Genomic DNA, 23,114 nt, shown 5'->3' on the forward strand with positions numbered 1-23,114 from the left:
GAAGACTGAATAAGCAGGGGCGCCAATTGGCGCCCTTGCTTCATGCTCGAATCGACTCGTCTTTTAGCAATACCTGCCAGTCCATCCGCTCGATGATATCGGGCGGCAGCGCGCTGACCGGAGACAGGTTGAACACGGACACGCCGCGGTCACGCCAGTGCTTGGACGCGAACCGGAACGACGGCTCGATCAGGCGCGTGAAATTGCGCGCCAGCCGGCTGGCTTGCGGACGTTCGCCTTCATCATAAAAGCGCAGCCCGCTGTGCAAGGTCAGATCCAGCCCGTGCACATACACCTGCCGGGCTCCGCTGGAAACAAGCACCTGCAAGGCAGCATAGGCCACCGTGTCGGCGTCGAACACCCCCAGGGACGCATCAAAGCTGTAGCCCAAACCCTGCTTGGCATCCAGTAAATGCACGTCGGGCGTTGCCGCGGCAATGCGCTTCAACACGGCAGGCGCCGCACTACGCTGATAGGCTCGCTCGGAAATCAACTCAATAATGCAGATCCGGCACCGGATGTACTCCTGCGGAATGCCCTGCATGATGTAGCGCAAGACCTCCGGGAAGACATACAGCGTCAGATCTCTCATCACGATTTCGCGGACCAGTTCGATACGGTCCCGCACGAAATTCTGATCGATGATGCAGTAATACTTGAACGGCAGGTCGAACTTGCGGGCCAGCGCAATAGCGCCGTTGACGCCCATCGCCACCCCGATATCCAAGCGGTCATAGGGAATTTCAGAGACCGATGGACCGCTCAAAATCAAATGCACCGCTTTGTCGGCAGGGTCATAACCCTGCGCGAGCGGCGTTACTGGCAGTGAGCGGCCAAAGGCGCGAAACCCGCAGATAGCGCCAGACCTATCCCTCCAAATCCGGACGAACGGCCACAAATGCTGATTGTGCCGTTGCGTGCGTGAGCGCAGTACGCGAAAGAGCTTGCGCACAAAACGATCGGCCCGTCCGCCGCCTACATGGTCGCCGGAGGATGAGAGGGTTGAGTCTTCCATTACAAGCCTGAGTGGCCTACCCGCAAAGTGCTTTGAACAAACCTAGATCAGCGACGCAATTGCGTTGCCAACGTCGACGGTGGAAGCGTTGCCCTTCATGTCGCGCGTACGCGGACCTTCCGCCAGAACGGTCTCGATCGCCTTCACGACAGCGGCCGACGCTTCGGGATACCCCAGAAAATCGAGCATCAGCGCACCGCTCCAGATCTGGCCGATTGGGTTGGCAATACCCTTGCCATAGATGTCTGGCGCCGAGCCGTGTACCGGTTCGAACAACGACGGGAATTTGCGCTCGGGATTCAGGTTCGCGGAAGGGGCGATACCAATCGTACCCGTGCATGCCGGTCCGAGATCGGAAAGAATGTCGCCAAACAGGTTGGAAGCCACCACCACGTCGAACCAATCCGGATGCTGCACAAAATGCGCGCACAGGATATCGATGTGGTATTTGTCCCAACGAACGTCGGGATAGTTCCCGGCGATGTCGGCCACTCGCTCATCCCACCACGGCATTGAAATCGAGATGCCGTTGGACTTGGTTGCCGCGGTCAGGTGTTTGCCACGCTTTTGGGCCAGGTCGAAGGCAAACTTCAGCACGCGATCGGCGCCGATGCGGGTGAACACGCTTTCCTGGATGACCACTTCGCGCTCAGTCCCCTCGAACAGGCGACCGCCGCTATTGGAGTATTCGCCCTCGGTATTTTCGCGGACGATAAAGAAATCGATATCACCCGGCTTGCGGTCCGCCAGCGGCGACGGCACACCAGGCATCAGGCGCACCGGACGCAAATTGATGTATTGGTCGAACTCGCGGCGGAATTTGAACAGTGATCCCCACAGCGCTTCGTGGTCCGGCACCGTGGCGGGCCAGCCAATCGATCCAAAGAAAATCGCTTCGTGCTGACCGATCTGCGCCTTCCAATCGTCCGGCATCATTTTGCCGTGCTTGGCGTAGTAGTCGCAGCTCCAGTCGAAATGGTCCCACTGGAAATCGATGCCAAATCGCGTCGCGACAGCATCCAGCACTTTCAGACCTTCCGGAACGACCTCCTTGCCAATTCCGTCCCCTGGGAGCACTGCAATCTTGTGTTTCTTAGCCACCACGTTTCCTTTATTTGCCTTGGATATGCCGCCCAGAATCATAGGCATAAACGGCAAAACTGCAACACCTTAGTTACAAAACGGCAGACTAGAGAAGGTGGCAGTTACGAAATGACCTGTCAACGGCGGGTTTTCGACCCCAGCAGAGATCCCAGAATGCCGCGAGCCAATTCGCGTGCGATTGACCGGACAGTGGTTTTGGCCATGGTCTGCACGACGCCGTCGCGTTTGCCGCCGCGCGGGCCGGTTGACCCAAACAAAACGTCGTTAAGACTGCCCATCAGGCCGCCACCCGATTCCTCGGCTGGCGCCTGGGCGCCTCCTCCGGTTTGAGCGGGCGCGCCCTTTGCGCCCGCCTGTCCAGCCGGCACAGCGGCGCGACCAGCCAGCACTTCGTAGGCCGACTCCCGGTCGATGGCCTTTTCGTACTTGGCCGCCATCGGGCTGCCTTGGCGCAAGGCCAGACGTTCCGCGTCCGTTGCGGGGCCGATCCTGCTGGCGGGCGGCACGATGTATGCGCGCTCGGTGGGCATAGGCCGGCCCTTGGCATCCAGCAGCGACACCAGCGCTTCGCCTACGCCCAATTCTGTAATGGCCGCTTCGATATCCAGGCCAGGGTTGGGGCGCATGGTTTGCGCTGCCGTCTTGACCGCCTTCTGGTCGCGCGGCGTGAACGCCCGCAAGGCATGCTGGACACGGTTACCCAGTTGGCCCAGCACAGTATCCGGAATATCCAGCGGATTCTGCGTCACAAAATAGACGCCTACCCCCTTGGAGCGGACCAGACGCACCACCTGCTCGATCTTCGTCAGCAGCGCTTGCGGCGCGTCGTTGAAGAGCAAATGCGCCTCATCGAAGAAAAAGACCAATTTGGGCTGGTCCATATCGCCCACTTCAGGCATCTTTTCGTACAAATCCGCCAGCAGCCAGAGCAGGAAAATGGCGTAGAGGCGCGGCGCCTGCATCAGCTTGTCTGCTGCCAGCACGTTCACCATGCCGCGGCCCTGAGCGTCGGTGCGCATCAGGTCCGCCACGTCCAGCATGGGTTCGCCAAAGAATTTTTCTGCGCCTTGCGATTCCAGGGCCAACAGGCCTCGTTGAATAGCGCCGACGCTGGCCGCTGACACGTTGCCGTAGCGGGTCTTCAATTCAGCGGACCGGTCGGCCACATTCTGCAGCATGGCGCGCAGATCTTTCAGATCCAGCAGTAACTGGCCTTCATCGTCGGCCACTTTGAAGACCAGCGTCAGCACCCCTTCCTGGGTGTCGTTCAATTCAAGAATACGGGACAGCAACAGCGGCCCCATATCGGTAATGGTGGCCCGGACCGGTGACCCCTGTTCGCCAAACACGTCCCAGAGCGTGACCGGGCTGGCGCCCCAAACAGGTTCCGGCAGGCCCAGGCTCTTCAAGCGTTCAGCCAGCTTGGGGCTGGCCGTGCCGGCCTGCGAAATGCCAGTCAGATCACCCTTGACGTCCGCCATGAATACCGGCGTGCCGATACGGGAAAAAGATTCGGCCAGCACTTGCAGCGTGACAGTTTTGCCAGTGCCCGTGGCCCCGGTGATACATCCGTGGCGATTGGCCAGAGCGGGCAGCAGCGCCAACTCGGTCTGCGCATTTTTAGCAATGACGATGGGGTTGGGCATATGCAGCGCTCCGGACCAGGGATTCTAGGGATGTCCAAGTGTAGAGCCTCGCAGCCGGCTTGTGCGCGTGGCAATAAGGACACATGCCCCCCTCTGCCGGGCGCGCGGGCCGCCGGCACGGTAAAATGCCTTTTTTGCAGACAAATTACCCTGGGAAGCCATGGCCGGACACAGCAAATGGGCCAATATTCAGCACCGCAAAGGGCGTCAAGACGCCAAACGCGGCAAGCTGTGGACCAAGATCATTCGTGAAATCACCGTAGCGGCGCGCGCCGGCGGCCCAGACCCTGACAGCAACCCGCGCTTGCGCATGGCCTGGGACAAGGCGACCGACGCCAACATGCCCAAGGACAACATCCAGCGCGCGATCCAGCGTGGCGCAGGCGGCGCCGACGGCGACGCCTACGAGGAAGTCCGCTACGAAGGCTACGGGATTGGCGGCGCAGCCGTCATTGTCGACTGCATGACCGACAACCGCACTCGCACCGTGGCTGACGTCCGCCACGCTTTTGCCAAGAACGGCGGCAATCTGGGCCAGGAAGGCTCGGTGGCCTTCATGTTCAAGCATTGCGGGCAGTTCGTATTTGCGCCTGGCACGGCGGAAGACAAAATCATGGAAATCGCGCTGGACGCTGGCGCCGAAGACGTGACGACCGACGAAGAAGGCGTGATTGAAGTGGTTTGCGCCCCGCCCGACTACGCAGTGGTCCGCAAGGCTTTCGACGATGCCGGCCTGAAGGCCGAAGTCGACGGTATCGTCATGAAGGCCCTGAACGAAACCGAGCTGGCCGGCGATGACGCCATCAAGATGCAAAAACTGCTCGATGCCCTGGAAGCCCTGGACGACGTGCAGGAAGTCTATACAAACGTCATTTTCGACGAAGCGCAGTAACTCCCCATGTCCTGACGCGCCAGGGGCATGAGCCACTGGCGCACCAGGATGTAAATCGGATCTGGGCTGTCCCAGATCCGTTGCCTTCTCCACGGGCTAGAGTGGCAACCTTCAGACTCACGCAACATGAAACTCCTGGTAATTGGCTCTGGCGGCCGCGAACATGCCCTCGCCTGGCGGCTGGCCCGCTCCCCGCGCGTACACAAGGTGTACGTCGCTCCGGGTAACGGCGGCACGCAACGGGCCGAGCAGATCGAAAACATCCCGCTCACCAATGCCGAGGAATTGGCTGATTTCGTGCAGCGAGAGGGCATCGCCCTGACCGTCGTCGGTCCGGAAGCCCCGCTGGCAGCTGGCGTCGTCGATGTCTTCCGCGCCCGCGGCCTGAAGATCTTCGGCCCCACCAAGGCCGCTGCGCAGCTGGAAAGCTCGAAGGATTACGCCAAGGCCTTCATGGTCCGGCACAACATCCCGACGGCCCGCTACGCCACCTTCACTGACCCCGTTCAAGCGCACGCCTATATCGATCAGGAAGGCGCCCCCATCGTCATCAAGGCCGATGGCCTGGCCGCTGGCAAGGGTGTGGTGGTTGCCGCCACCCTGGAAGAGGCGCACGCCGCCGTCGACGCGATGCTGGGCGATGGCTCCATGGGCGCGGCCGGCGCCCGTGTCGTCATCGAAGAATGCCTGGTGGGCGAAGAAGCCAGCTTCATCGTCATGTGCGATGGCCGCAATGTGCTGGCGCTGGCCACCAGCCAGGACCACAAACGTCTGCAAGACGGCGACCTGGGCCCCAATACTGGCGGCATGGGCGCGTATTCGCCCGCGCCTATCGTCACCCCGGAACTGCATCACCGCATCATGCGCGAAATCATCCTGCCGACCGTGCAGGGCATGACGCGCGACGGCATTCCGTACACGGGTTTCCTGTACGCCGGCCTGATGATCGCCTCCGGCGATGATCCTGACCGCGAGATCAAGACCCTGGAATTCAATTGCCGCATGGGCGACCCGGAAACGCAGCCCATCATGATGCGCGTCAAGAGCGACCTGCTGGACGCCCTTGAGCACGCCGTGGACGGCACGCTGAACCAGGCCGACATCGTCTGGGACCGCCGCACCGCGTTGGGCGCCGTACTGGCTTCGCACAACTACCCCAACACGCCGCGCACGGGCGACGTCATTCGCGGCCTGCCCGCCGATGCCGAAGACTGCATGGTCTTTCACGCGGCCACTGAACTGGACGGCGACGAGGTCAAGACCACCGGCGGCCGCGTGCTGTGCGTAACGGCGCTGGGCGACTCGGTCAAGATGGCGCGCGATCGCGTGTACGAAGCCATTGACGGCATCCATTTCGATGGACGCCAGTACCGCAGCGACATCGGCTGGCGCGCGTTGAAGCCGTCGCAACAAAAACCCAAGTCCAACGCGTAACCGGAAAGCCCTGATGAACGCCTTGCCCGTTGCCACCGTCCGCGACTACCTCACCGGTTTGCAGGCCCGCATTGTCGGCGCTCTGGAAGACGCGGAAGGCTCTGCCTTTCGCGCCGATGAATGGACCCGGCCGGAAGGCGGCGGCGGCCTGTCGCGTCTGCTTGAAGGCGGCAAGCTGTTCGAACGGGCAGGCGTGCTGTTCAGCCACGTCAAGGGTTCCAAGCTGCCGCCCTCGGCAAGCGCTCATCGCCCCGAATTGGCCGGCCGCTCCTGGGAAGCCATGGGCGTGTCCATGGTGCTGCACCCGCGCAACCCCTACGTCCCGACCACGCACATGAACGTGCGCATGTTTGTGGCGGCCGCTCGGCCAGGCCAGGACGAGGCCGATGTTTTCTGGTTTGGCGGCGGCATCGACCTGACGCCCTACTATCCCTTCGAAGAAGATGCCCGGCACTTCCACACCGTCTGCCGCGACGCGCTGGCCGGCCACGGGCCTGAGTACTACCCGCGCTACAAGCGCTGGTGCGACGAATACTTCTTCCTGAAGCACCGCAATGAAACACGCGGCATCGGCGGCGTTTTCTTCGATGATTTGAATGCGCCGGGCTTTGATGCGTCGTTTGCCCTGACCCGATCAGTCGGCGACGCCTTTTTGTCCAGCTATCTGCCCATCGTCGAACGCCGCCGCGAATTGCCCTATTCCGAGCGCGAGCGCGATTTCCAGGCCTACCGCCGCGGCCGCTACGTCGAATTCAATCTGGTATTCGACCGCGGCACGCTGTTCGGGCTGCAATCCGGCGGGCGCACCGAATCCATCCTGCTGTCCATGCCTCCGTTGGCGCAATGGCGCTACGACTGGCAGCCGGAGGCCGGCACGCCCGAATCCGAACTGGCCGCTTTCCTGACGCCGCGGGACTGGGTTTGAAGCGCATCGGGCTCCTGGGCGGCAGTTTCGACCCCGTCCACGTCGCGCACATCGCGTTAGCGGAAAATGCGCTACAGGCGCTGGACCTGGCTGCCGTGGAATTGATCCCAGCCGCCAATCCCTGGCAGCGAGCGGCCTTGCACGCTACCGGCCAACAGCGTTGCGACATGCTGGAACTGGCGATCTCGGGACACCCCGGCCTGATCGTCAACCCCATTGAAATCGACCGCGGCGGCGCTACCTACACCATCGACACGCTGCGCGCCCTGCCTCAGGACGCGCGCCACGTCTGGCTGCTGGGCGGCGACCAGCTCGCCAACTTTTGCACCTGGCGCGACTGGCGGGACATTGCCCGCCTGGTAGACCTGGCGGTGGCAACGCGCCCCGGCACGCCAATTGCACCGCCCGCCGAGCTCGCGGCATGGCTGGCCGAACTGGGCCATCCCCTCGAAGAACTCCCTTTTCCCCCTATGCAGGTGTCCGCTTCGGACATCCGCCGGCGCCTGGCGGCAGGCGAATCTACGGACGGCCAACTGGCCGCCCCGGTTGCCGCCTATATTGCGGCGCACAAACTTTACCGATAAACCCACACCCGCCTGGCGCCAAAAACGCCACGGAGCCGGCATCCGCCGTCCGTCCGCGGGTTATATTTGCAGCTATGGATATAACGAAACTCCAACGCGCCGTCATCGATGCCCTCGAAGACGTCAAGGCGCAAGACATCAAGGTCTACAACACCACGCATCTGACGAGCCTGTTCGATCGCGTTGTGATTGCAAGCGCCACCTCCAACCGCCAAACCCGCGCCCTTGCCTCCAGCGTGGCAGATCGCGGCCGCTCGCTGTCACTCACCGGTATCACCATCGAAGGCGAGGACACCGGTGAATGGGTTGTCGTCGACTTGGGCGATATCGTGGTGCACATCATGCAGCCCGCCATCCGCCAGTACTACAACCTGGAAGAAATCTGGGGCGGCAAACCGGTACGCTTGAAGCTTCTGCCCGAATCCACTCGGGTGGCGCCCATCCCCAGCGACAGCGCCTACCAAGACGCCGAAGACTGAGTCTGCGTCGTGAAATTGATTGTCGTGGCCGTGGGCACTCGGATGCCAGACTGGGTCGAAACCGCCTGGTCTGACTACGCCAAACGCCTGCCGGCCGATTGCGCGCTGGAACTGCGCGAAATCAAGCCAGAACCCCGCACCACCGGAAAGACGCCCGCGCAGATGATGGCGGCGGAAGCCAAACGGATCGAAGCCGCACTGCCCCCTGGCGCCTTGCGCCTGGCGCTGGACGAACGCGGCCGCGATCTCACCACCATGGCCTTGTCGCAAAAGCTTGAACAATGGCGGGCAGGCGGACAAGACGTCGCCTTTCTCGTGGGCGGCCCCGATGGTTTGGATGCCGACCTGAAAGCCTCGTGCAGTGGCCAGTTGCGGCTGTCTTCGCTGACCTTGCCGCACCCGATGGTGCGCGTGGTGTTGGCCGAGCAGCTCTACCGCGCGTGGGCCATCATGACCAATCACCCCTATCACCGCGCCTGACCGCTGGCCGGGCCGGCGCCCTCTCCGTTCTCGCATGACAGACAAAGCCGACCAAACCGCCCCCACCGCGCGCCTCTATCTTGCCTCGGCCAGCCCGCGGCGCCGAGAATTGCTGACGCAGATCGGCCTGACGCATGACGTCCTGCTCGTACCCGCCCCTCCTGGCGAAGACGAACCCCAACACGCTGGCGAAAGCGCGGCCGACTACGTGCGGCGCACCGCGCGTGACAAGGCCTTGCGCGGCCGCGATTGGATGCAAGAGCAGAACCTGATTAAGCGCCCCTTGCTGGCTGCGGACACCACCGTCATCTTGAATGGCGACGTCTTAGGTAAACCTGTTGACCGTGACGACGCCATACGCATTCTGCGTGCCCTATCCGGCGCAGCCCACCAAGTGCATACGGCAGTCGCCGTCTGGACGGGCGAACAGTTGCTGGAAACCGTTTCCATCACCGAGGTCCGTATGCGCGACCTGACCGACGACGAGATCGGGCGCTATTGCGACAGCGGCGAGCCTTTTGGCAAGGCGGGCGCCTATGGCATCCAGGGATTGGCCGGCACGTTCATCTCACACATTTCGGGCAGCTACACCGGCGTGATGGGCCTGCCGCTCTTCGAAACGTCCAATCTGCTGCGGATGGCGGGTATTCAAATCCCCTGAACCGAGTGCCTTCTCTACACAAAAAAATCCCCCCGGGTCTTCCAACGCGGGGGGATTTTTTCATGCTGCACGAATCAAACTTGCTCCGCCGGCTGGCCCAAGGCCGCGTGCGGTTCCGCCAAGGGCGCATCCAGCACTTGTCCCTCAAGCGCGGCATGCAATTGATCCTTGTCCAACTCACCCTCCCAGCGCGCAACCACCACTGCGGCAGTCGCATTGCCGACCAGATTCGTCAGCGCACGGCACTCGGACATGAAACGATCCACACCCAAGATCAGCGTCATCCCGGCCAGTGGCACCGACGGCACAACCGACAAGGTTGCAGCTAGCGTAATAAAGCCCGCGCCCGTCACACCCGCAGCGCCCTTCGAACTCAGCATCGCCACGGCCAGCAGCAAGATCTGATCGCCCAGCGACAACGGAATATCGCAAGCCTGGGCGATGAACAGCGCGGCCATCGTCATGTAGATATTGGTGCCATCCAGATTGAACGAATATCCCGTGGGCACGACCAGACCAACTACGGACTTCGAACACCCAGCGCGTTCCATCTTCTGCATCAAGGTGGGCAACGCGGCTTCCGACGAACTCGTTCCCAGCACCAGCAGCAGCTCTTCGCGGATGTAGCGCACCAGTTTCAGGATAGAGAAGCCGTTATAGCGGGCAACCAGACCCAGCACGACCACAACGAACAACACCGAGGTCGCGTAGAACGTGCCCACCAGCATTGCCAGGTTGACGACCGATTTGATGCCGTACTTGCCGATGGTGAACGCCATCGCGCCGAAGGCGCCAATCGGGGCCGCTTTCATCAGAATCGCGACCAGTTTGAAGATCGGCTGAGCCAGCGCCGTCATGAAGGACAGGATCGGCTTGCCGCGCTCGCCCACCATGGCCAGCGAGATGCCAAACAGCACCGCCACGAACAACACTTGCAGAATATCGCCGCCCACGAACGGACTGAAGATCGTCGTGGGAATGATGTTCATCAAAAAGCCGGTGATGGTCGAGTCATGCGCTTTGGCCACATAGGTTGCCACCGCTTTCTCATCCAGCGTCTTGGGATCAATATGCATCCCTGCGCCCGGCTGAACCAGATGGCTGACCAGCATCCCCACGATCAACGCCAGCGTAGAAAAGATCAGGAAATACAGCATGGCTTTGCCAGCCACACGACCCACCTTTTTCAGGTCGCTCATGGCAGCGATACCAGACGCCACGGTCAGGAAAATCACCGGCGCAATAATCATCTTCACCAGCTTGATGAACGCATCTCCCAAAGGCTGCATCTGCTGGCCTAATTCCGGCTTGAACGCGCCCAGCAAAATGCCCACCACGATGGCGAAAATCACCTGCACATACAGGATTTGATAGAACTTGAGCTTGCGCGCAGGCGCGACTTGATCTACTTCGATCATTGGGATTGTCCCCACCAATTGCCCCTTGCTCCGGGCGGCTGTGCGCGACGGGCGACGGGACGTTTTCTGTTTTATGGCCTTGCGTTCTCGCCGCAAGCCGATTTCACCGCATGGTCAAGGTCGCGCGGCTTGCATACCTATATGCAAGACTCATGCCAAGCGGAATTTCTGTCAGACAGAACCCGCAAGCCGTTGAAAGACATAGGATTTTCTTTTCAGGACGGTTTTTGCATAGCTACCGAGTGGCGAAATCTCACACAGAATTCAGATAGAATGTGCGGATAACCGCACACTCCATGTCGAATTCCCGCTTGCCAAATTCCGGCTCCCAGATCGAATCCGCCCCATTGCTGCCACCACGCCATCCACGATCCCGGGCTTGGCGCTTCTGGGCGGTCATGATCGTGCTGGCCGCCGGCATTGTGTTTGCCGTACTGCACGCCGCAACCGTATGGGCTCGCGAGGACGCCATCCAGCAGGCCGCGATTCAGGCACGCAGCGCCGGCCAGATCAACGCCGCATTGCTGCGCAATAACCTGGACAAATTCAGGGCGCTGCCCTTTGTCCTGACACGTGATGTCGACGTGCGAGCGGCACTGCAAGGCGCGTCCGCCGCACAAATCGAATCCCTGGACGACAAGCTCGACACGCTGAGCCATGGGGTGGGCGCTTCGGCCATCTATCTGCTCGACAAAAAAGGCTTGGCCGTTGCAGCCAGCAACTGGCGAGAACCCGCCACATTTGTCGGCGTGGATTACCAATTCCGGCCTTATTTTCAAGGGTCCGTTATCAACGGCTCGGCTGAACACTTTGCCTTGGGCACAGTCAGCCATGAGGCTGGCCTGTACTTGTCTCGCCGGGTGGATGACGCCAACGGCGCCATGCTTGGCGTTGTTGTACTTAAAGTCGATTTTCGAGATCTGGAGTCTGACTGGCGCCAGTCCAACGCGCCGATCTTTGTCACAGACGGCCACGGCGTGGTCCTGCTGGGCAGCATTCCTACTTGGCGCTTCGACGTGCTTGCGCCGCTGCCGCCCGAAATGGCCCAATCGCTGCGCAGCAGCTTGCAATTCGGGGACGCCCGCTTCCAGACCCTTCCGCTTTCGCCTCCGCTTGCGCAGGTCAGCACAGGACAATTGGTACGGGCTGACGAAGCATTGCCTCTGGTTCCCAAAGGCGCACCCTTATTGCACACCACCCTGCCTATCGCTGAATCTCCGGGCTGGACGTTGCACCTGCTATCGCCCGTGCAAGCGGCCATCGGCCAAGCCACCGCCAACGCCCAATTGGCGGCCTTATTGGCACAAAGCGCGCTAGCCGCGTTGATTGGCATCCTGCTTTACCGCCGCCACCTCAACCGCGAACGCGCAGCTCAACAGGCTGCTATCAGCAGCCAACTTGCATCGCTGGTAGACGAACGCACATCGCAGTTGCTTGAAGTCAATGAACAACTGCATGACGAAATGGATGAGCGCCAACGCACCGAGGCCCGTCTGCACACCATGCAGGACGAACTCGTACAAGCCAGCAAGTTGGCTCTGTTGGGGCAGGTCGCCGCCGGTGTCGCCCACGAGATCAATCAACCGGTAGCCGCCATTCGCGCCTATGCCGATAACGCCTCCGAGTTCCTGCGCAGGAGGGATTACGACTCCACAAAAGAAAATCTGGGCACCATTGCATCGCTGACCGACCGCATCGGCCATATCACCGGTGAATTACGGGCGTTCTCTCGCAAAGCCGGCGCCTCGGTCGGCCCCACCCGTCTGATAGAAGCGCTGGAAGGCGCGCTGCTGCTTGTGGGGCCGCGCGCGCGCCGTCAAGGCGTCGTGTTGCAGCGTCCACCAGAACAGCAGGACTATCTGGTTCGCGCCAACCGGGTCCGGTTGGAACAGGTTCTTGTGAACTTGCTGCAAAACGCGCTGGAGGCCCTGGAAGGCCGCCCCGACGGCCGCGTCATCGTGGCACTTCAAGACTTGGGCGCCACGGTGCAGGTGTACGTCAATGACAACGGGCCCGGCTTGTCGGAAGACGCCCGCGCCCGCCTATTCACGCCATTCCACACGACCAAACCGGAAGGGCTGGGCCTGGGTCTGGTCATCTGCCGCGACATCGTTACCGAATTCGGAGGCGATTTGCGTGCAGCGCAGCCTAACGATCCCAGCTTTCCTACACCGCACGGCCCCGGCATCGGCGCCATGTTCGTCCTGACCCTGCGTAGAGCACGGCCAGGCCACCCTGTTTCGACACTATCTTCATGACTCGCGCCCCAGAATTTTCCGCCTCGGTTGCCGTGTCGGCGAACCATAGCCTGCGTGACACATTTCATCCGCACGTTGTCTTTATTGACGATGATGACGAACTACGGCGCGCAAATGTCCAAACCTTGAAGCTGCAAGGCTTTACGGTGGACGCCCACGCGACGGCCCGTTCAGCGCTCCCAACCCTGCATCGCGATTTCGATGGCGTCGTCGTTAGCGACATACGCATGCCAGATATCGACGGCCTGCAACTCTTTCACCGCCTGCGCGATGTCGACCCCGAAATCCCGGTCATCCTCATCACGGGCCACGGCGATATCGCTACTGCCGTGCAGTGCATGCATGACGGTGCCTATGATTTTCTAGCTAAACCCTACTCCGCGGACCGCCTCATCACCGCCATCACGCACGCGGCAGAAAAACGCCATCTGGTTCTGGAAAACCGCCGGCTGCGTGAAGCCGCCTTCGCGGTCGAGGCAGACGAAGTGCCCTTCATCGGCACGACTCCGGCCATGCAACGCATTAAACAAACGTTGCGCCATATTGCCGATGCCGACGTAGATGTGCTGGTAGAAGGCGAAACGGGAACGGGCAAGGAAGTGGTCGCCACCGCATTGCACCGGCTCAGCCGGCGCCGACACCGTGCTCTGGTCGCAATCAATTGCGGCGCACTGCCAGAAAGCGTCATTGAAAGTGAACTGTTTGGCCATGAAGCTGGCGCGTTCACCGGCGCCCAGAAAAAGCGTATTGGCCGCATCGAACACGCCAGTGGCGGCACGCTCTTTCTAGACGAAATCGAAAGCATGCCGCTGGCCGTGCAAGTGAAACTGCTCCGAGTGCTGGAGTCGCGCCAGATCACGCCATTAGGCAGCAACGAGGTCCGCAATCTGGATCTGCGTGTTGTCGCCGCCACCAAGGAAGATCTGGGCAGCCCCGCCATTCGTGCCAAGTTCCGTGAAGACCTGTTCTACCGGCTCAATGTCGTCACGATCCGTATCCCGCCCCTGCGCGAACGCCGGGACGACATCCCACTATTGTTTGCTCACTATTTGGGGCATGCGTCGCGCCGCTTTCACCGCGACATCCCTGAACTCCCCGCATCAGTTAACCAGCATGTCTTGACCCACGATTGGCCGGGCAACGTCCGTGAACTGGCTCACTACGCAGAGCGCGTGGTGTTGGGCGTGTTGAACACATCGGCAAGCGATTCCCCAACCGCCGACAGCAACTCACAAAGCCTGCCTGAACGCATGGAGCAATTCGAAGCACAGCTTATTCGCGACGCGCTTCAGGCTCACCACGGCGATATCAAGGCAACGCTCGAGTCCTTGGGCATTCCTCGCAAGACGTTCTACGACAAGCTGCAACGTCACGGTATAGACCGCCAGCAGTACACACGCACCGCCAACGGCACAACACCTTGAACACCGGGCCACTCATATCCGACTTTCCGTCAGCTGGGCTTTCCACTGGCCGGCTGCTGCTACGCAAAGCCGACGCATCCCACGCGAAAAGCGTGCAAGCGTACTTGGTGCAAAACCGAGCCTATCTCCAAACGTGGGAACCGCTACGCAACGAAGCATTCTTTGAGCTGAACGCGGTCAAGCAAAGGTTGAACGCAATGGCTTCAGCCACCGCCCGCGGGGATGCCTTGCACCTGCTGTTTTTCAGTTCCGAAAATGGCAAGCTCAGTGCGGCGTGCAATTTCACCAATATTGTCCGCGGCCCCTTCCAAGCCTGCCATCTCGGCTACTCGATTGCCGAGCCCCTGCAAGGGCTGGGGCTGATGCACGAAGGACTAACGGCTGCCATCACACATGTTTTCCAGAAAATGAAACTGCACCGCATCATGGCAAATTACCGCCCGGAAAATACGCGTAGCGCCCGTCTGCTGGCTCGCTTGGGGTTCCAGCGTGAAGGGTTGGCCCATTCTTATCTCAATATCAATGGCGCGTGGAGCGACCATATTCTGACGGCTCTGATTAATCCCGCAGATACATAATGGCCTACCGAATGTTCCCAGCGTCTAAACATAACGACCAATAAAAAACCCCTCGCAGCGTCAGCTGCGAGGGGTTTTCTACATTGGGTATCGATATTCATACCGCGCATCGCGCGGCCAATACATAACGCAGGTAAAACCCGCGCCCCAAAGACAAAACCCCACAGGATTACCTGTGGGGTTTTGCGGAATAAAAGCCTGACGATGACCTACTTTCACAGACGTCCGTCCACTATCATCGGCGCGAAGGCGTTTCACTGTCCTGTTCGGGATGGGAAGGAGTGGTACCACCTTGCTATGGTCGTCAGGCGTAACTGGTTGAGCGGCTGCGGTTAGGCAACTGCTCCAATCTTGGAAGAAACACAACGTGTGGATGATCAGAGGCTAGCTCGATGATCATGCACAGGGGGGTGTAATTGTTGGCTGACTGCCGACGGTGCAGTCAGATTTTGTATTGAACGACACTTGGAACGCTATATCACCAGGTCAATAACCATCAGTGTTATAGGATCAAGCCTCACGAGCAATTAGTATCAGTTAGCTTAACGCATTACTGCGCTTCCACACCTGACCTATCAACGTCCTGGTCTCGAACGACTCTTTAGGGGGATCAAGTCCCCGGGATACCTAATCTTCAGACGAGTTTCCCGCTTAGATGCCTTCAGCGGTTATCTCTTCCGTACTTAGCTACCCGGCAATGCCATTGGCATGACAACCGGTACACCAGAGGTACGTCCACTCCGGTCCTCTCGTACTAGGAGCAGGCTCCGTCAAGTATCCAACGCCCACGGCAGATAGGGACCAAACTGTCTCACGACGTTTTAAACCCAGCTCACGTACCTCTTTAAATGGCGAACAGCCATACCCTTGGGACCGGCTACAGCCCCAGGATGAGATGAGCCGACATCGAGGTGCCAAACACCGCCGTCGATATGAACTCTTGGGCGGTATCAGCCTGTTATCCCCAGAGTACCTTTTATCCGTTGAGCGATGGCCCTTCCATTCAGAACCACCGGATCACTATGTCCTGCTTTCGCACCTGTTCGACTTGTCAGTCTCACAGTCAAGCACGCTTATGCCATTGCACTATCAGCACGATTTCCGACCGTACCTAGCGTACCTTCGAACTCCTCCGTTACACTTTGGGAGGAGACCGCCCCAGTCAAACTGCCCACCATGCACTGTCCCCGATCCGGATAACGGACCAAGGTTAGAACCGCAAACAAACCAGGGTGGTATTTCAAGGTTGGCTCCACGTGATCTAGCGACCACGCTTCAAAGCCTCCCACCTATCCTACACAGGCCGGTTCACAGATCAATGCAAAGCTACAGTAAAGGTTCATGGGGTCTTTCCGTCTAGCCGCGGGTAGATTGCATCATCACAAACACTTCAACTTCGCTGAGTCTCAGGAGGAGACAGTGTGGCCATCGTTACGCCATTCGTGCAGGTCGGAACTTACCCGACAAGGAATTTCGCTACCTTAGGACCGTTATAGTTACGGCCGCCGTTTACCGGGGCTTCGATCAAGAGCTTGCACCCCATCACTTAACCTTCCGGCACCGGGCAGGCGTCACACCCTATACGTCGACTTTCGTCTTTGCAGAGTGCTGTGTTTTTAATAAACAGTCGCAGCCACCGATTCTCTGCGACCCCATCATGCTAAGCGCGCAGGCGCTTCACACTACCGGGGTATACCTTCTCCCGAAGTTACGGTATCAATTTGCCGAGTTCCTTCTCCTGAGTTCTCTCAAGCGCCTTGGAATATTCATCCCGTCCACCTGTGTCGGTTTGCGGTACGGTCTCGTACAGCTGAAGCTTAGAGGCTTTTCTTGGAACCACTTCCAATCACTTCGCAAGCAATGCTCGCTCGTGTCACACCCTTGATTTACGCGCCCGGATTTGCCTAAGCGCCATCTTCGATGCAGCAACAGGGACATCCAACACCCTGATGATCTTCCGCGATCCGTCCCCCCATCGCACTGTACGACGGTACTGGAATATTAACCAGTTTCCCATCAGCTACGCATCTCTGCCTCGCCTTAGGGGCCGACTCACCCTGCGCCGATGAACGTTGCGCAGGAAACCTTGGACTTACGGCGAGGGGGCTTTTCACCCCCTTTATCGCTACTCATGTCAGCATTCGCACTTCTGATACCTCCAGCAGCCTTTACAAGCCACCTTCGCAGGCTTACAGAACGCTCTCCTACCGCGTGCACTAAAAGTGCACACCCGCAGCTTCGGTTTATCGCTTAGCCCCGTTACATCTTCCGCGCAGGACGACTCGATCAGTGAGCTATTACGCTTTCTTTAAAGGATGGCTGCTTCTAAGCCAACCTCCTGACTGTCTATGCCTTCCCACTTCGTTTCCCACTTAGCGATAATTCGGGACCTTAGCTGGCGGTCTGGGTTGTTTCCCTCTTGAGTCCGGACGTTAGCACCCGGTGCTCTGTCTCCCAAGCTGTACTTGCGGGTATTCGGAGTTTGCCATAGTTTGGTAAGTCGCCATGACCCCCTAGCTATAACAGTGCTCTACCCCCCGCAGTAATACTTGAGGCACTACCTAAATAGTTTTCGGAGAGAACCAGCTATTTCCAGATTTGTTTAGCCTTTCACCCCTATCCACAGCTCATCCCCTAATTTTTCAACATTAGTGGGTTCGGTCCTCCAGCACGTGTTACCGTGCCTTCAACCTGGCCATGGATAGATCATCTGGTTTCGGGTCTACACCCAGCGACTGAATCGCCCTATTCGGACTCGCTTTCGCTACGGCTTCCCTATTCGGTTAACCTTGCCACTGAATGTAAGTCGCTGACCCATTATACAAAAGGTACGCAGTCACCCCACAAGGAGGCTCCTACTGTTTGTATGCATACGGTTTCAGGATCTATTTCACTCCCCTTCCGGGGTTCTTTTCGCCTTTCCCTCACGGTACTGGTTCACTATCGGTCGATCACGAGTATTTAGCCTTGGAGGATGGTCCCCCCATCTTCAAACAGGATTTCACGTGTCCCGCCCTACTTATCTTACGCTTAGTTCCACACACAAAATTTCATCTACAGGGCTATCACCTGCTACGGCGGGGCTTTCCATCCCCTTCGATTATCTTGCATGCTAAAACGTAAAGGCTCTTCCGATTTCGCTCGCCACTACTTTCGGAATCTCGGTTGATTTCTTTTCCTCGAGCTACTGAGATGTTTCAGTTCACCCGGTTCGCCTCCACTAGCCTATGTATTCAGCTAGGGATACCGCATTGCTGCGGTGGGTTTCCCCATTCGGATATCTACGGATCAAAGCTTGTTTGCCAGCTCCCCGTAGCTTTTCGCAGGCTACTACGTCCTTCATCGCCTGTGATCGCCAAGGCATCCACCATATGCACTTAGTCGCTTGATCCTATAACGCTGTAGGCTATAGGACCTGAGTATTAGCGTTTGTGCCGTTCATAAGTTTCAAAGCAGTCTGAGGTTATTCACCTCAGTCTTGAGAACTTGGAACAAAAATAATGCAATCACAACCCGTACTTATTTTCTTCAGCTTGCGCTGAGTACTTAATAAGTACATTTCGTTGTGCTTCTTCCAGATTGTTAAAGAACGAATATAGCTGTTAGGTAAAACCTAACTCATAGAATCGTAAACAACGATGCTATGAGTTAGCCTCTACATCACCACCAGGTGACTTATTTGAGAATCAATGGTGGAGGTGAACGGGATCGAACCGATGACATCCTGCTTGCAAAGCAGGCGCTCTCCCAGCTGAGCTACACCCCCATATCCCACACAGTGATAACACCACGCGAAATACTTTGGTGGGTCTGGTTGGATTCGAACCAACGACCCCCGCCTTATCAAGACGGTGCTCTAACCAACTGAGCTACAGACCCAAAACCTTCTCGGATCAGTAGTCAGGTAGCTGAAGACTTGGGGAAGAACCCCTCGACCCATGCCTACAACTGATCCCAGCTATATTAAACAACCGATAAGAGTGGACACTTAATACGAGCACTTAAGCTCTGAAAGGAGGTGATCCAGCCGCACCTTCCGATACGGCTACCTTGTTACGACTTCACCCCAGTCATGAATCCTACCGTGGTAATCGCCCCCCTTACGGTTAGGCTAACTACTTCTGGTAAAACCCACTCCCATGGTGTGACGGGCGGTGTGTACAAGACCCGGGAACGTATTCACCGCGACATGCTGATCCGCGATTACTAGCGATTCCGACTTCACGCAGTCGAGTTGCAGACTGCGATCCGGACTACGATCGGGTTTCTGGGATTGGCTCCCCCTCGCGGGTTGGCGACCCTCTGTCCCGACCATTGTATGACGTGTGAAGCCCTACCCATAAGGGCCATGAGGACTTGACGTCATCCCCACCTTCCTCCGGTTTGTCACCGGCAGTCTCATTAGAGTGCCCTTTCGTAGCAACTAATGACAAGGGTTGCGCTCGTTGCGGGACTTAACCCAACATCTCACGACACGAGCTGACGACAGCCATGCAGCACCTGTGTTCCAGTTCTCTTGCGAGCACTTCCAAATCTCTTCGGAATTCCAGACATGTCAAGGGTAGGTAAGGTTTTTCGCGTTGCATCGAATTAATCCACATCATCCACCGCTTGTGCGGGTCCCCGTCAATTCCTTTGAGTTTTAATCTTGCGACCGTACTCCCCAGGCGGTCAACTTCACGCGTTAGCTGCGCTACTAAGGCCCGAAGGCCCCAACAGCTAGTTGACATCGTTTAGGGCGTGGACTACCAGGGTATCTAATCCTGTTTGCTCCCCACGCTTTCGTGCATGAGCGTCAGTGTTATCCCAGGAGGCTGCCTTCGCCATCGGTGTTCCTCCGCATATCTACGCATTTCACTGCTACACGCGGAATTCCACCTCCCTCTGACACACTCTAGCCCGGTAGTTAAAAATGCAGTTCCAAAGTTAAGCTCTGGGATTTCACATCTTTCTTTCCGAACCGCCTGCGCACGCTTTACGCCCAGTAATTCCGATTAACGCTTGCACCCTACGTATTACCGCGGCTGCTGGCACGTAGTTAGCCGGTGCTTATTCTGCAGGTACCGTCAGTTTCATAGGGTATTAACCCATGACGTTTCTTTCCTGCCAAAAGTGCTTTACAACCCGAAGGCCTTCATCGCACACGCGGGATGGCTGGATCAGGGTTTCCCCCATTGTCCAAAATTCCCCACTGCTGCCTCCCGTAGGAGTCTGGGCCGTGTCTCAGTCCCAGTGTGGCTGGTCGTCCTCTCAAACCAGCTACGGATCGTCGCCTTGGTGAGCCATTACCCCACCAACTAGCTAATCCGATATCGGCCGCTCTAATAGTGCAAGGTCTTGCGATCCCCTGCTTTCCCCCGTAGGGCGTATGCGGTATTAGCCACGCTTTCGCGTAGTTATCCCCCGCTACTAGGCACGTTCCGATACATTACTCACCCGTTCGCCACTCGCCACCAGACCGAAGTCCGTGCTGCCGTTCGACTTGCATGTGTAAGGCATCCCGCTAGCGTTCAATCTGAGCCAGGATCAAACTCTTCAGTTTAATCTCTGTATTTGTTCGTATTCTTGGTCCGAATAAATCCGAACCAGGTCATACGTCGCTACTCAAAGGAAGTGAGGTATGTTCTTAAACTTGACGTCTAAGGTACTTCACTTCTAGTGAGCACTTGATTTCTTGTGCTTGTGAATAAACTCGGGTTTAACCCCTTACTTAATCACAGTGCATCGCATCAAGCGCCCACACTTATCGGTTGTTTAATTGTTAAAGAGCGGTACCGCTAAATTCTGTACTACTTACTGCTACTACCTCAATCCAGCTCGCTTCGGGCTGCTTTCGCTACCGCGTCGCTTGCTGTTTTCAGCAGCAGAGAGGCGAGATTATGAAGGAGTTTTTATCGTTTGTCAAGTTGGCTTCGTTTCTGCTTTCGCTCCACTCTACCGCTTGACTCACAACCTCTTCAGGTCTGCTTCTCTTTAGCAGCTATCGAAATATCAGGGTAAACCCTAATTTTTCGGCAACTGCCAAGCCTGAAACTATAACACAACTTTTGCAGATTATGCAACCGGCTTCTGCCTGATTTGCATCCTATCTTGCAACCCCGCCACCTTGGCTTGCGCCTCGATTTTGGCTCTGGAATCCAGAGATTGGTTACCGCTCAGGTGGCTAGCAACTCGTTTAGGGTAAACCCTGAAAACCAATCACCAGCCAAGCCCAAGACTATAGCACGATTTTTGCAGATAGTGCAACTGGCTTTTGCCTGATTTGCATCCATCCTTGCAACAACCGCGGCGTGCTCATCGCTGAGTACTGTGCGGCAGATTTGCTGGTGAGCCCGTATCGGGCAACGCCTTCAAACCTGTTGTGCCTTGCTTGGCTTCGCGGTTCAGAACTGCTTGAACTGCGAAGGAGCGAGACTATAGCACAACTTTTTGGCTTGTCATGGCCGAGTCATAAGAATTTTGCCTGACGGCTGTCGTATCCGTCCCGGCGCAACCTCTCTCTATATATAGAGGGTCCGCCGCTATCTATATATAGAGATAGATCCGCCTCCTGGCTTGCCTACCCTTGGGGTACGTTTACTATTCGCTTGTACGCCGCACCTAATTGGAGACGAACACCCCATGCCGCCAACCATCGCCTTGAGCGAAGACATCCTGATCAACGTTACCCCCTTCGAAACTCGCGTCGCGCTGGTAGAACTGGGGTCGGTGCAGGAGTTGCACGTTGAACGCAGCATTCAGCGTGGCCATGTCGGCAATATTTATCTGGGACGGGTCGTCCGCGTGCTGCCGGGAATGCAGAGCGCGTTTATAGATATTGGACTGGAACGCGCGGCGTTCATCCACATTGCGGATTTGCGCGAGAACCGCGCCGAGCGTAGCCAAGGTGCAACGCCCACCCCCATCGAAAAGCTACTGTTTGAGGGACAGACCATCATGGTCCAGGTGGTCAAGGACCCGCTGGGCACCAAAGGCGCCCGCCTGTCCACCCAGATCAGCATGGCCGGCCGCATGCTGGTTTACCTGCCGCACGACCCGCATATCGGTATATCCCAAAAAATCGATGCCGAGTCCGAACGCATCCAACTGCGGGAACGTTTGCAAGCGCTGATGCCGCCGGAGGAAAAAGGCGGCTTCATCGTGCGCACCCAGGCCGAAGGCGCCAACGACGATGAGTTGACGGCCGACCTGGAATATCTGCGCAAGCTGTGGGCGAGTGTGCAAGTCTCTGCGCGCACCCAGCCAGCCCCCGCCCTGCTTCACCAGGATCTGACGCTGGCGCAACGGGTACTGCGCGACATGGTGGGCCCGCACACCGGCACCATTCTGGTGGACTCACGCACGACCACTGCGGCGATGTTGGAGTGGGCGCGCATCTATACGCCGTCGGTAGTCGACCGCATTCAGCACTACAGCGGTGACCGTCCCTTGTTTGATACCGCCAATGTGGATGACGAGATCGCGCGGGCGCTCTCGCGCCGGGTGGATCTGAAGTCGGGCGGGTACCTGATCATTGACCAGACCGAGGCGCTGACGACGGTAGACGTCAATACGGGCGGTTTCGTGGGCGGACGCAACTTCGACGACACGATCTTCAAGACCAATCTGGAAGCGGCGCAGGCTATTGCCCGTCAACTGCGGCTGCGCAACCTGGGCGGCATCGTCATCCTGGATTTCATTGACATGGAAGACCAGGAGCATCGCGACACCGTGCTGGCTGAATTGAAGAAGGCGCTGTCGCGCGACCGAACCCGCATGACGGTCAACGGCTTTACACAGCTGGGTCTTGTGGAAATGACACGGAAGCGCACTCGGGATTCGCTGGCGCATCAGTTGTGCGAGCCTTGCCCGATGTGCGAGTCACGTGGGAATGTGCGCACGCCACGCACCGTCTGCTATGAAATTCTGCGCGAGATTCTGCGTGAGGCGCGTCAGTTCAATCCAAAGGAATTCCGAATTCTGGCATCGCAAGACGTAGTGGACCTGTTCCTGGAAGAGGAAAGCCAGCACTTGGCAATGCTGGGCGACTTTGTGGGCAAGAGAGTGTCGTTGGAAGTCGAGAGCACGTATTCTCAAGAGAAGTACGACATCATTCTGGTCTGATCCACCAAACCCATGCACTGGCAGTTCTCACCGCCATCATTACAAGGCATTGCGGACTACGTGTCGTAATGATACTGGTGCAATGAAGTTTGAATCCACTGGCAGCAGGCAGG

General features: G+C 58.1%; 15 protein-coding genes, 2 tRNA genes and 3 rRNA genes. 11 read left to right on the top strand and 9 right to left on the bottom strand.

All coding sequences use genetic code 11. From position 1 onward, the window contains the following. Positions 1–40: 40 nt before the first annotated feature. From RAS12_RS12645 to RAS12_RS12655, 3 genes are all read right to left on the bottom strand, one after another. On the bottom strand, positions 41–1,015 hold the full coding sequence (locus RAS12_RS12645) for a WaaZ-like lipopolysaccharide core biosynthesis protein (RefSeq protein ID WP_306950054.1): 975 nt from the start codon (positions 1,013–1,015) through the stop codon (positions 41–43). A 42-nt stretch (positions 1,016–1,057) separates the two neighbouring features. Continuing rightward, positions 1,058–2,116, bottom strand: a complete 1,059-nt coding sequence (locus tag RAS12_RS12650; protein ID WP_306951427.1) for a tartrate dehydrogenase — start codon at positions 2,114–2,116, stop codon at positions 1,058–1,060. Between the two features lie 119 nt (positions 2,117–2,235). Continuing rightward, positions 2,236–3,765 carry a helicase HerA-like C-terminal domain-containing protein gene (locus RAS12_RS12655; protein WP_306950056.1) on the bottom strand — a complete coding sequence of 510 codons (1,530 nt, stop codon included), beginning with the start codon at positions 3,763–3,765 and terminating at the stop codon, positions 2,236–2,238. 160 nt (positions 3,766–3,925) lie between these two features. Between RAS12_RS12655 and RAS12_RS12660 the strand changes: the two genes are divergently transcribed. The 7 genes from RAS12_RS12660 to RAS12_RS12690 all read left to right on the top strand — a co-directional run bounded on the left by RAS12_RS12660 (position 3,926) and on the right by RAS12_RS12690 (position 9,220). Continuing rightward, positions 3,926–4,657, top strand: a complete 732-nt coding sequence (locus tag RAS12_RS12660) for a YebC/PmpR family DNA-binding transcriptional regulator (protein ID WP_306950058.1) — start codon at positions 3,926–3,928, stop codon at positions 4,655–4,657. Positions 4,658–4,783: 126 nt separating this feature from the next. Further along, positions 4,784–6,091 carry a phosphoribosylamine--glycine ligase gene (gene purD, locus RAS12_RS12665; RefSeq protein ID WP_306950060.1) on the top strand — a complete coding sequence of 436 codons (1,308 nt, stop codon included), beginning with the start codon at positions 4,784–4,786 and terminating at the stop codon, positions 6,089–6,091. Between the two features lie 13 nt (positions 6,092–6,104). Next, entirely contained in the window at positions 6,105–7,016 is a 912-nt protein-coding gene (gene hemF / locus RAS12_RS12670) for an oxygen-dependent coproporphyrinogen oxidase (protein ID WP_306950062.1), read from the top strand. Continuing rightward, on the top strand, positions 7,013–7,600 hold the full coding sequence (gene nadD, locus RAS12_RS12675; protein WP_306950063.1) for a nicotinate (nicotinamide) nucleotide adenylyltransferase: 588 nt from the start codon (positions 7,013–7,015) through the stop codon (positions 7,598–7,600). The genes hemF and nadD overlap by 4 nt, the downstream gene beginning before the upstream one ends. Before the next feature lie 74 nt (positions 7,601–7,674). After that, entirely contained in the window at positions 7,675–8,079 is a 405-nt protein-coding gene (rsfS, locus tag RAS12_RS12680) for a ribosome silencing factor (RefSeq protein ID WP_306950065.1), read from the top strand. Positions 8,080–8,088: 9 nt separating this feature from the next. Beyond that, the gene (rlmH, locus tag RAS12_RS12685; RefSeq protein WP_306950067.1) at positions 8,089–8,559 is read left to right on the top strand and encodes a 23S rRNA (pseudouridine(1915)-N(3))-methyltransferase RlmH; all 471 of its coding nucleotides are present in this window, start codon (positions 8,089–8,091) and stop codon (positions 8,557–8,559) included. Positions 8,560–8,593: 34 nt separating this feature from the next. After that, positions 8,594–9,220, top strand: a complete 627-nt coding sequence (locus RAS12_RS12690) for a Maf family protein (RefSeq protein ID WP_306950068.1) — start codon at positions 8,594–8,596, stop codon at positions 9,218–9,220. A 74-nt stretch (positions 9,221–9,294) separates the two neighbouring features. Here the strand turns inward: RAS12_RS12690 and RAS12_RS12695 are convergent, their stop codons facing one another. Continuing rightward, positions 9,295–10,638 (bottom strand): dicarboxylate/amino acid:cation symporter, encoded by a 1,344-nt coding sequence (locus RAS12_RS12695; protein ID WP_306950070.1) that lies wholly within the window; start codon positions 10,636–10,638, stop codon positions 9,295–9,297. Between the two features lie 398 nt (positions 10,639–11,036). Between RAS12_RS12695 and RAS12_RS12700 the strand changes: the two genes are divergently transcribed. The 3 genes from RAS12_RS12700 to RAS12_RS12710 are packed head-to-tail and all read left to right on the top strand — an operon-like array spanning position 11,037 to position 14,898. Beyond that, positions 11,037–12,896, top strand: coding sequence for a sensor histidine kinase (locus tag RAS12_RS12700; RefSeq protein ID WP_371321299.1), 1,860 nt, complete (start codon positions 11,037–11,039; stop codon positions 12,894–12,896). Then, the gene (locus RAS12_RS12705) at positions 12,893–14,320 is read left to right on the top strand and encodes a sigma-54-dependent transcriptional regulator (RefSeq protein WP_306950074.1); all 1,428 of its coding nucleotides are present in this window, start codon (positions 12,893–12,895) and stop codon (positions 14,318–14,320) included. The genes RAS12_RS12700 and RAS12_RS12705 overlap by 4 nt, the downstream gene beginning before the upstream one ends. Beyond that, positions 14,317–14,898 (top strand): GNAT family N-acetyltransferase, encoded by a 582-nt coding sequence (locus tag RAS12_RS12710; protein WP_306950075.1) that lies wholly within the window; start codon positions 14,317–14,319, stop codon positions 14,896–14,898. Before RAS12_RS12705 ends, RAS12_RS12710 begins: the two co-directional genes overlap by 4 nt. Before the next feature lie 196 nt (positions 14,899–15,094). On the opposite strand, the gene rrf is transcribed toward RAS12_RS12710, so the two are convergent. The 5 genes from rrf to RAS12_RS12735 form a co-directional block, all read right to left on the bottom strand. Further along, a 5S ribosomal RNA gene (rrf, locus tag RAS12_RS12715) occupies positions 15,095–15,207 on the bottom strand. A 197-nt stretch (positions 15,208–15,404) separates the two neighbouring features. Beyond that, a 23S ribosomal RNA gene (locus RAS12_RS12720) occupies positions 15,405–18,289 on the bottom strand. A 299-nt stretch (positions 18,290–18,588) separates the two neighbouring features. Continuing rightward, positions 18,589–18,664 (bottom strand) — tRNA-Ala (locus RAS12_RS12725). A 36-nt stretch (positions 18,665–18,700) separates the two neighbouring features. Continuing rightward, a tRNA-Ile gene (locus RAS12_RS12730) sits at positions 18,701–18,777 on the bottom strand. A 132-nt stretch (positions 18,778–18,909) separates the two neighbouring features. After that, a 16S ribosomal RNA gene (locus RAS12_RS12735) occupies positions 18,910–20,440 on the bottom strand. Together the 16S, 23S and 5S rRNA genes with 2 tRNA genes alongside form the textbook arrangement of a ribosomal RNA operon. A gap of 1,097 nt (positions 20,441–21,537) precedes the next feature. Between RAS12_RS12735 and rng the strand changes: the two genes are divergently transcribed. Continuing rightward, complete coding sequence (rng, locus tag RAS12_RS12740; protein WP_306951428.1) at positions 21,538–23,001, top strand: ribonuclease G; 1,464 nt, start codon at positions 21,538–21,540, stop codon at positions 22,999–23,001. Positions 23,002–23,114 lie beyond the last annotated feature (113 nt).

The organism is Achromobacter seleniivolatilans (assembly GCF_030864005.1).
Taxonomy (GTDB): domain Bacteria; phylum Pseudomonadota; class Gammaproteobacteria; order Burkholderiales; family Burkholderiaceae_B; genus Achromobacter; species Achromobacter seleniivolatilans.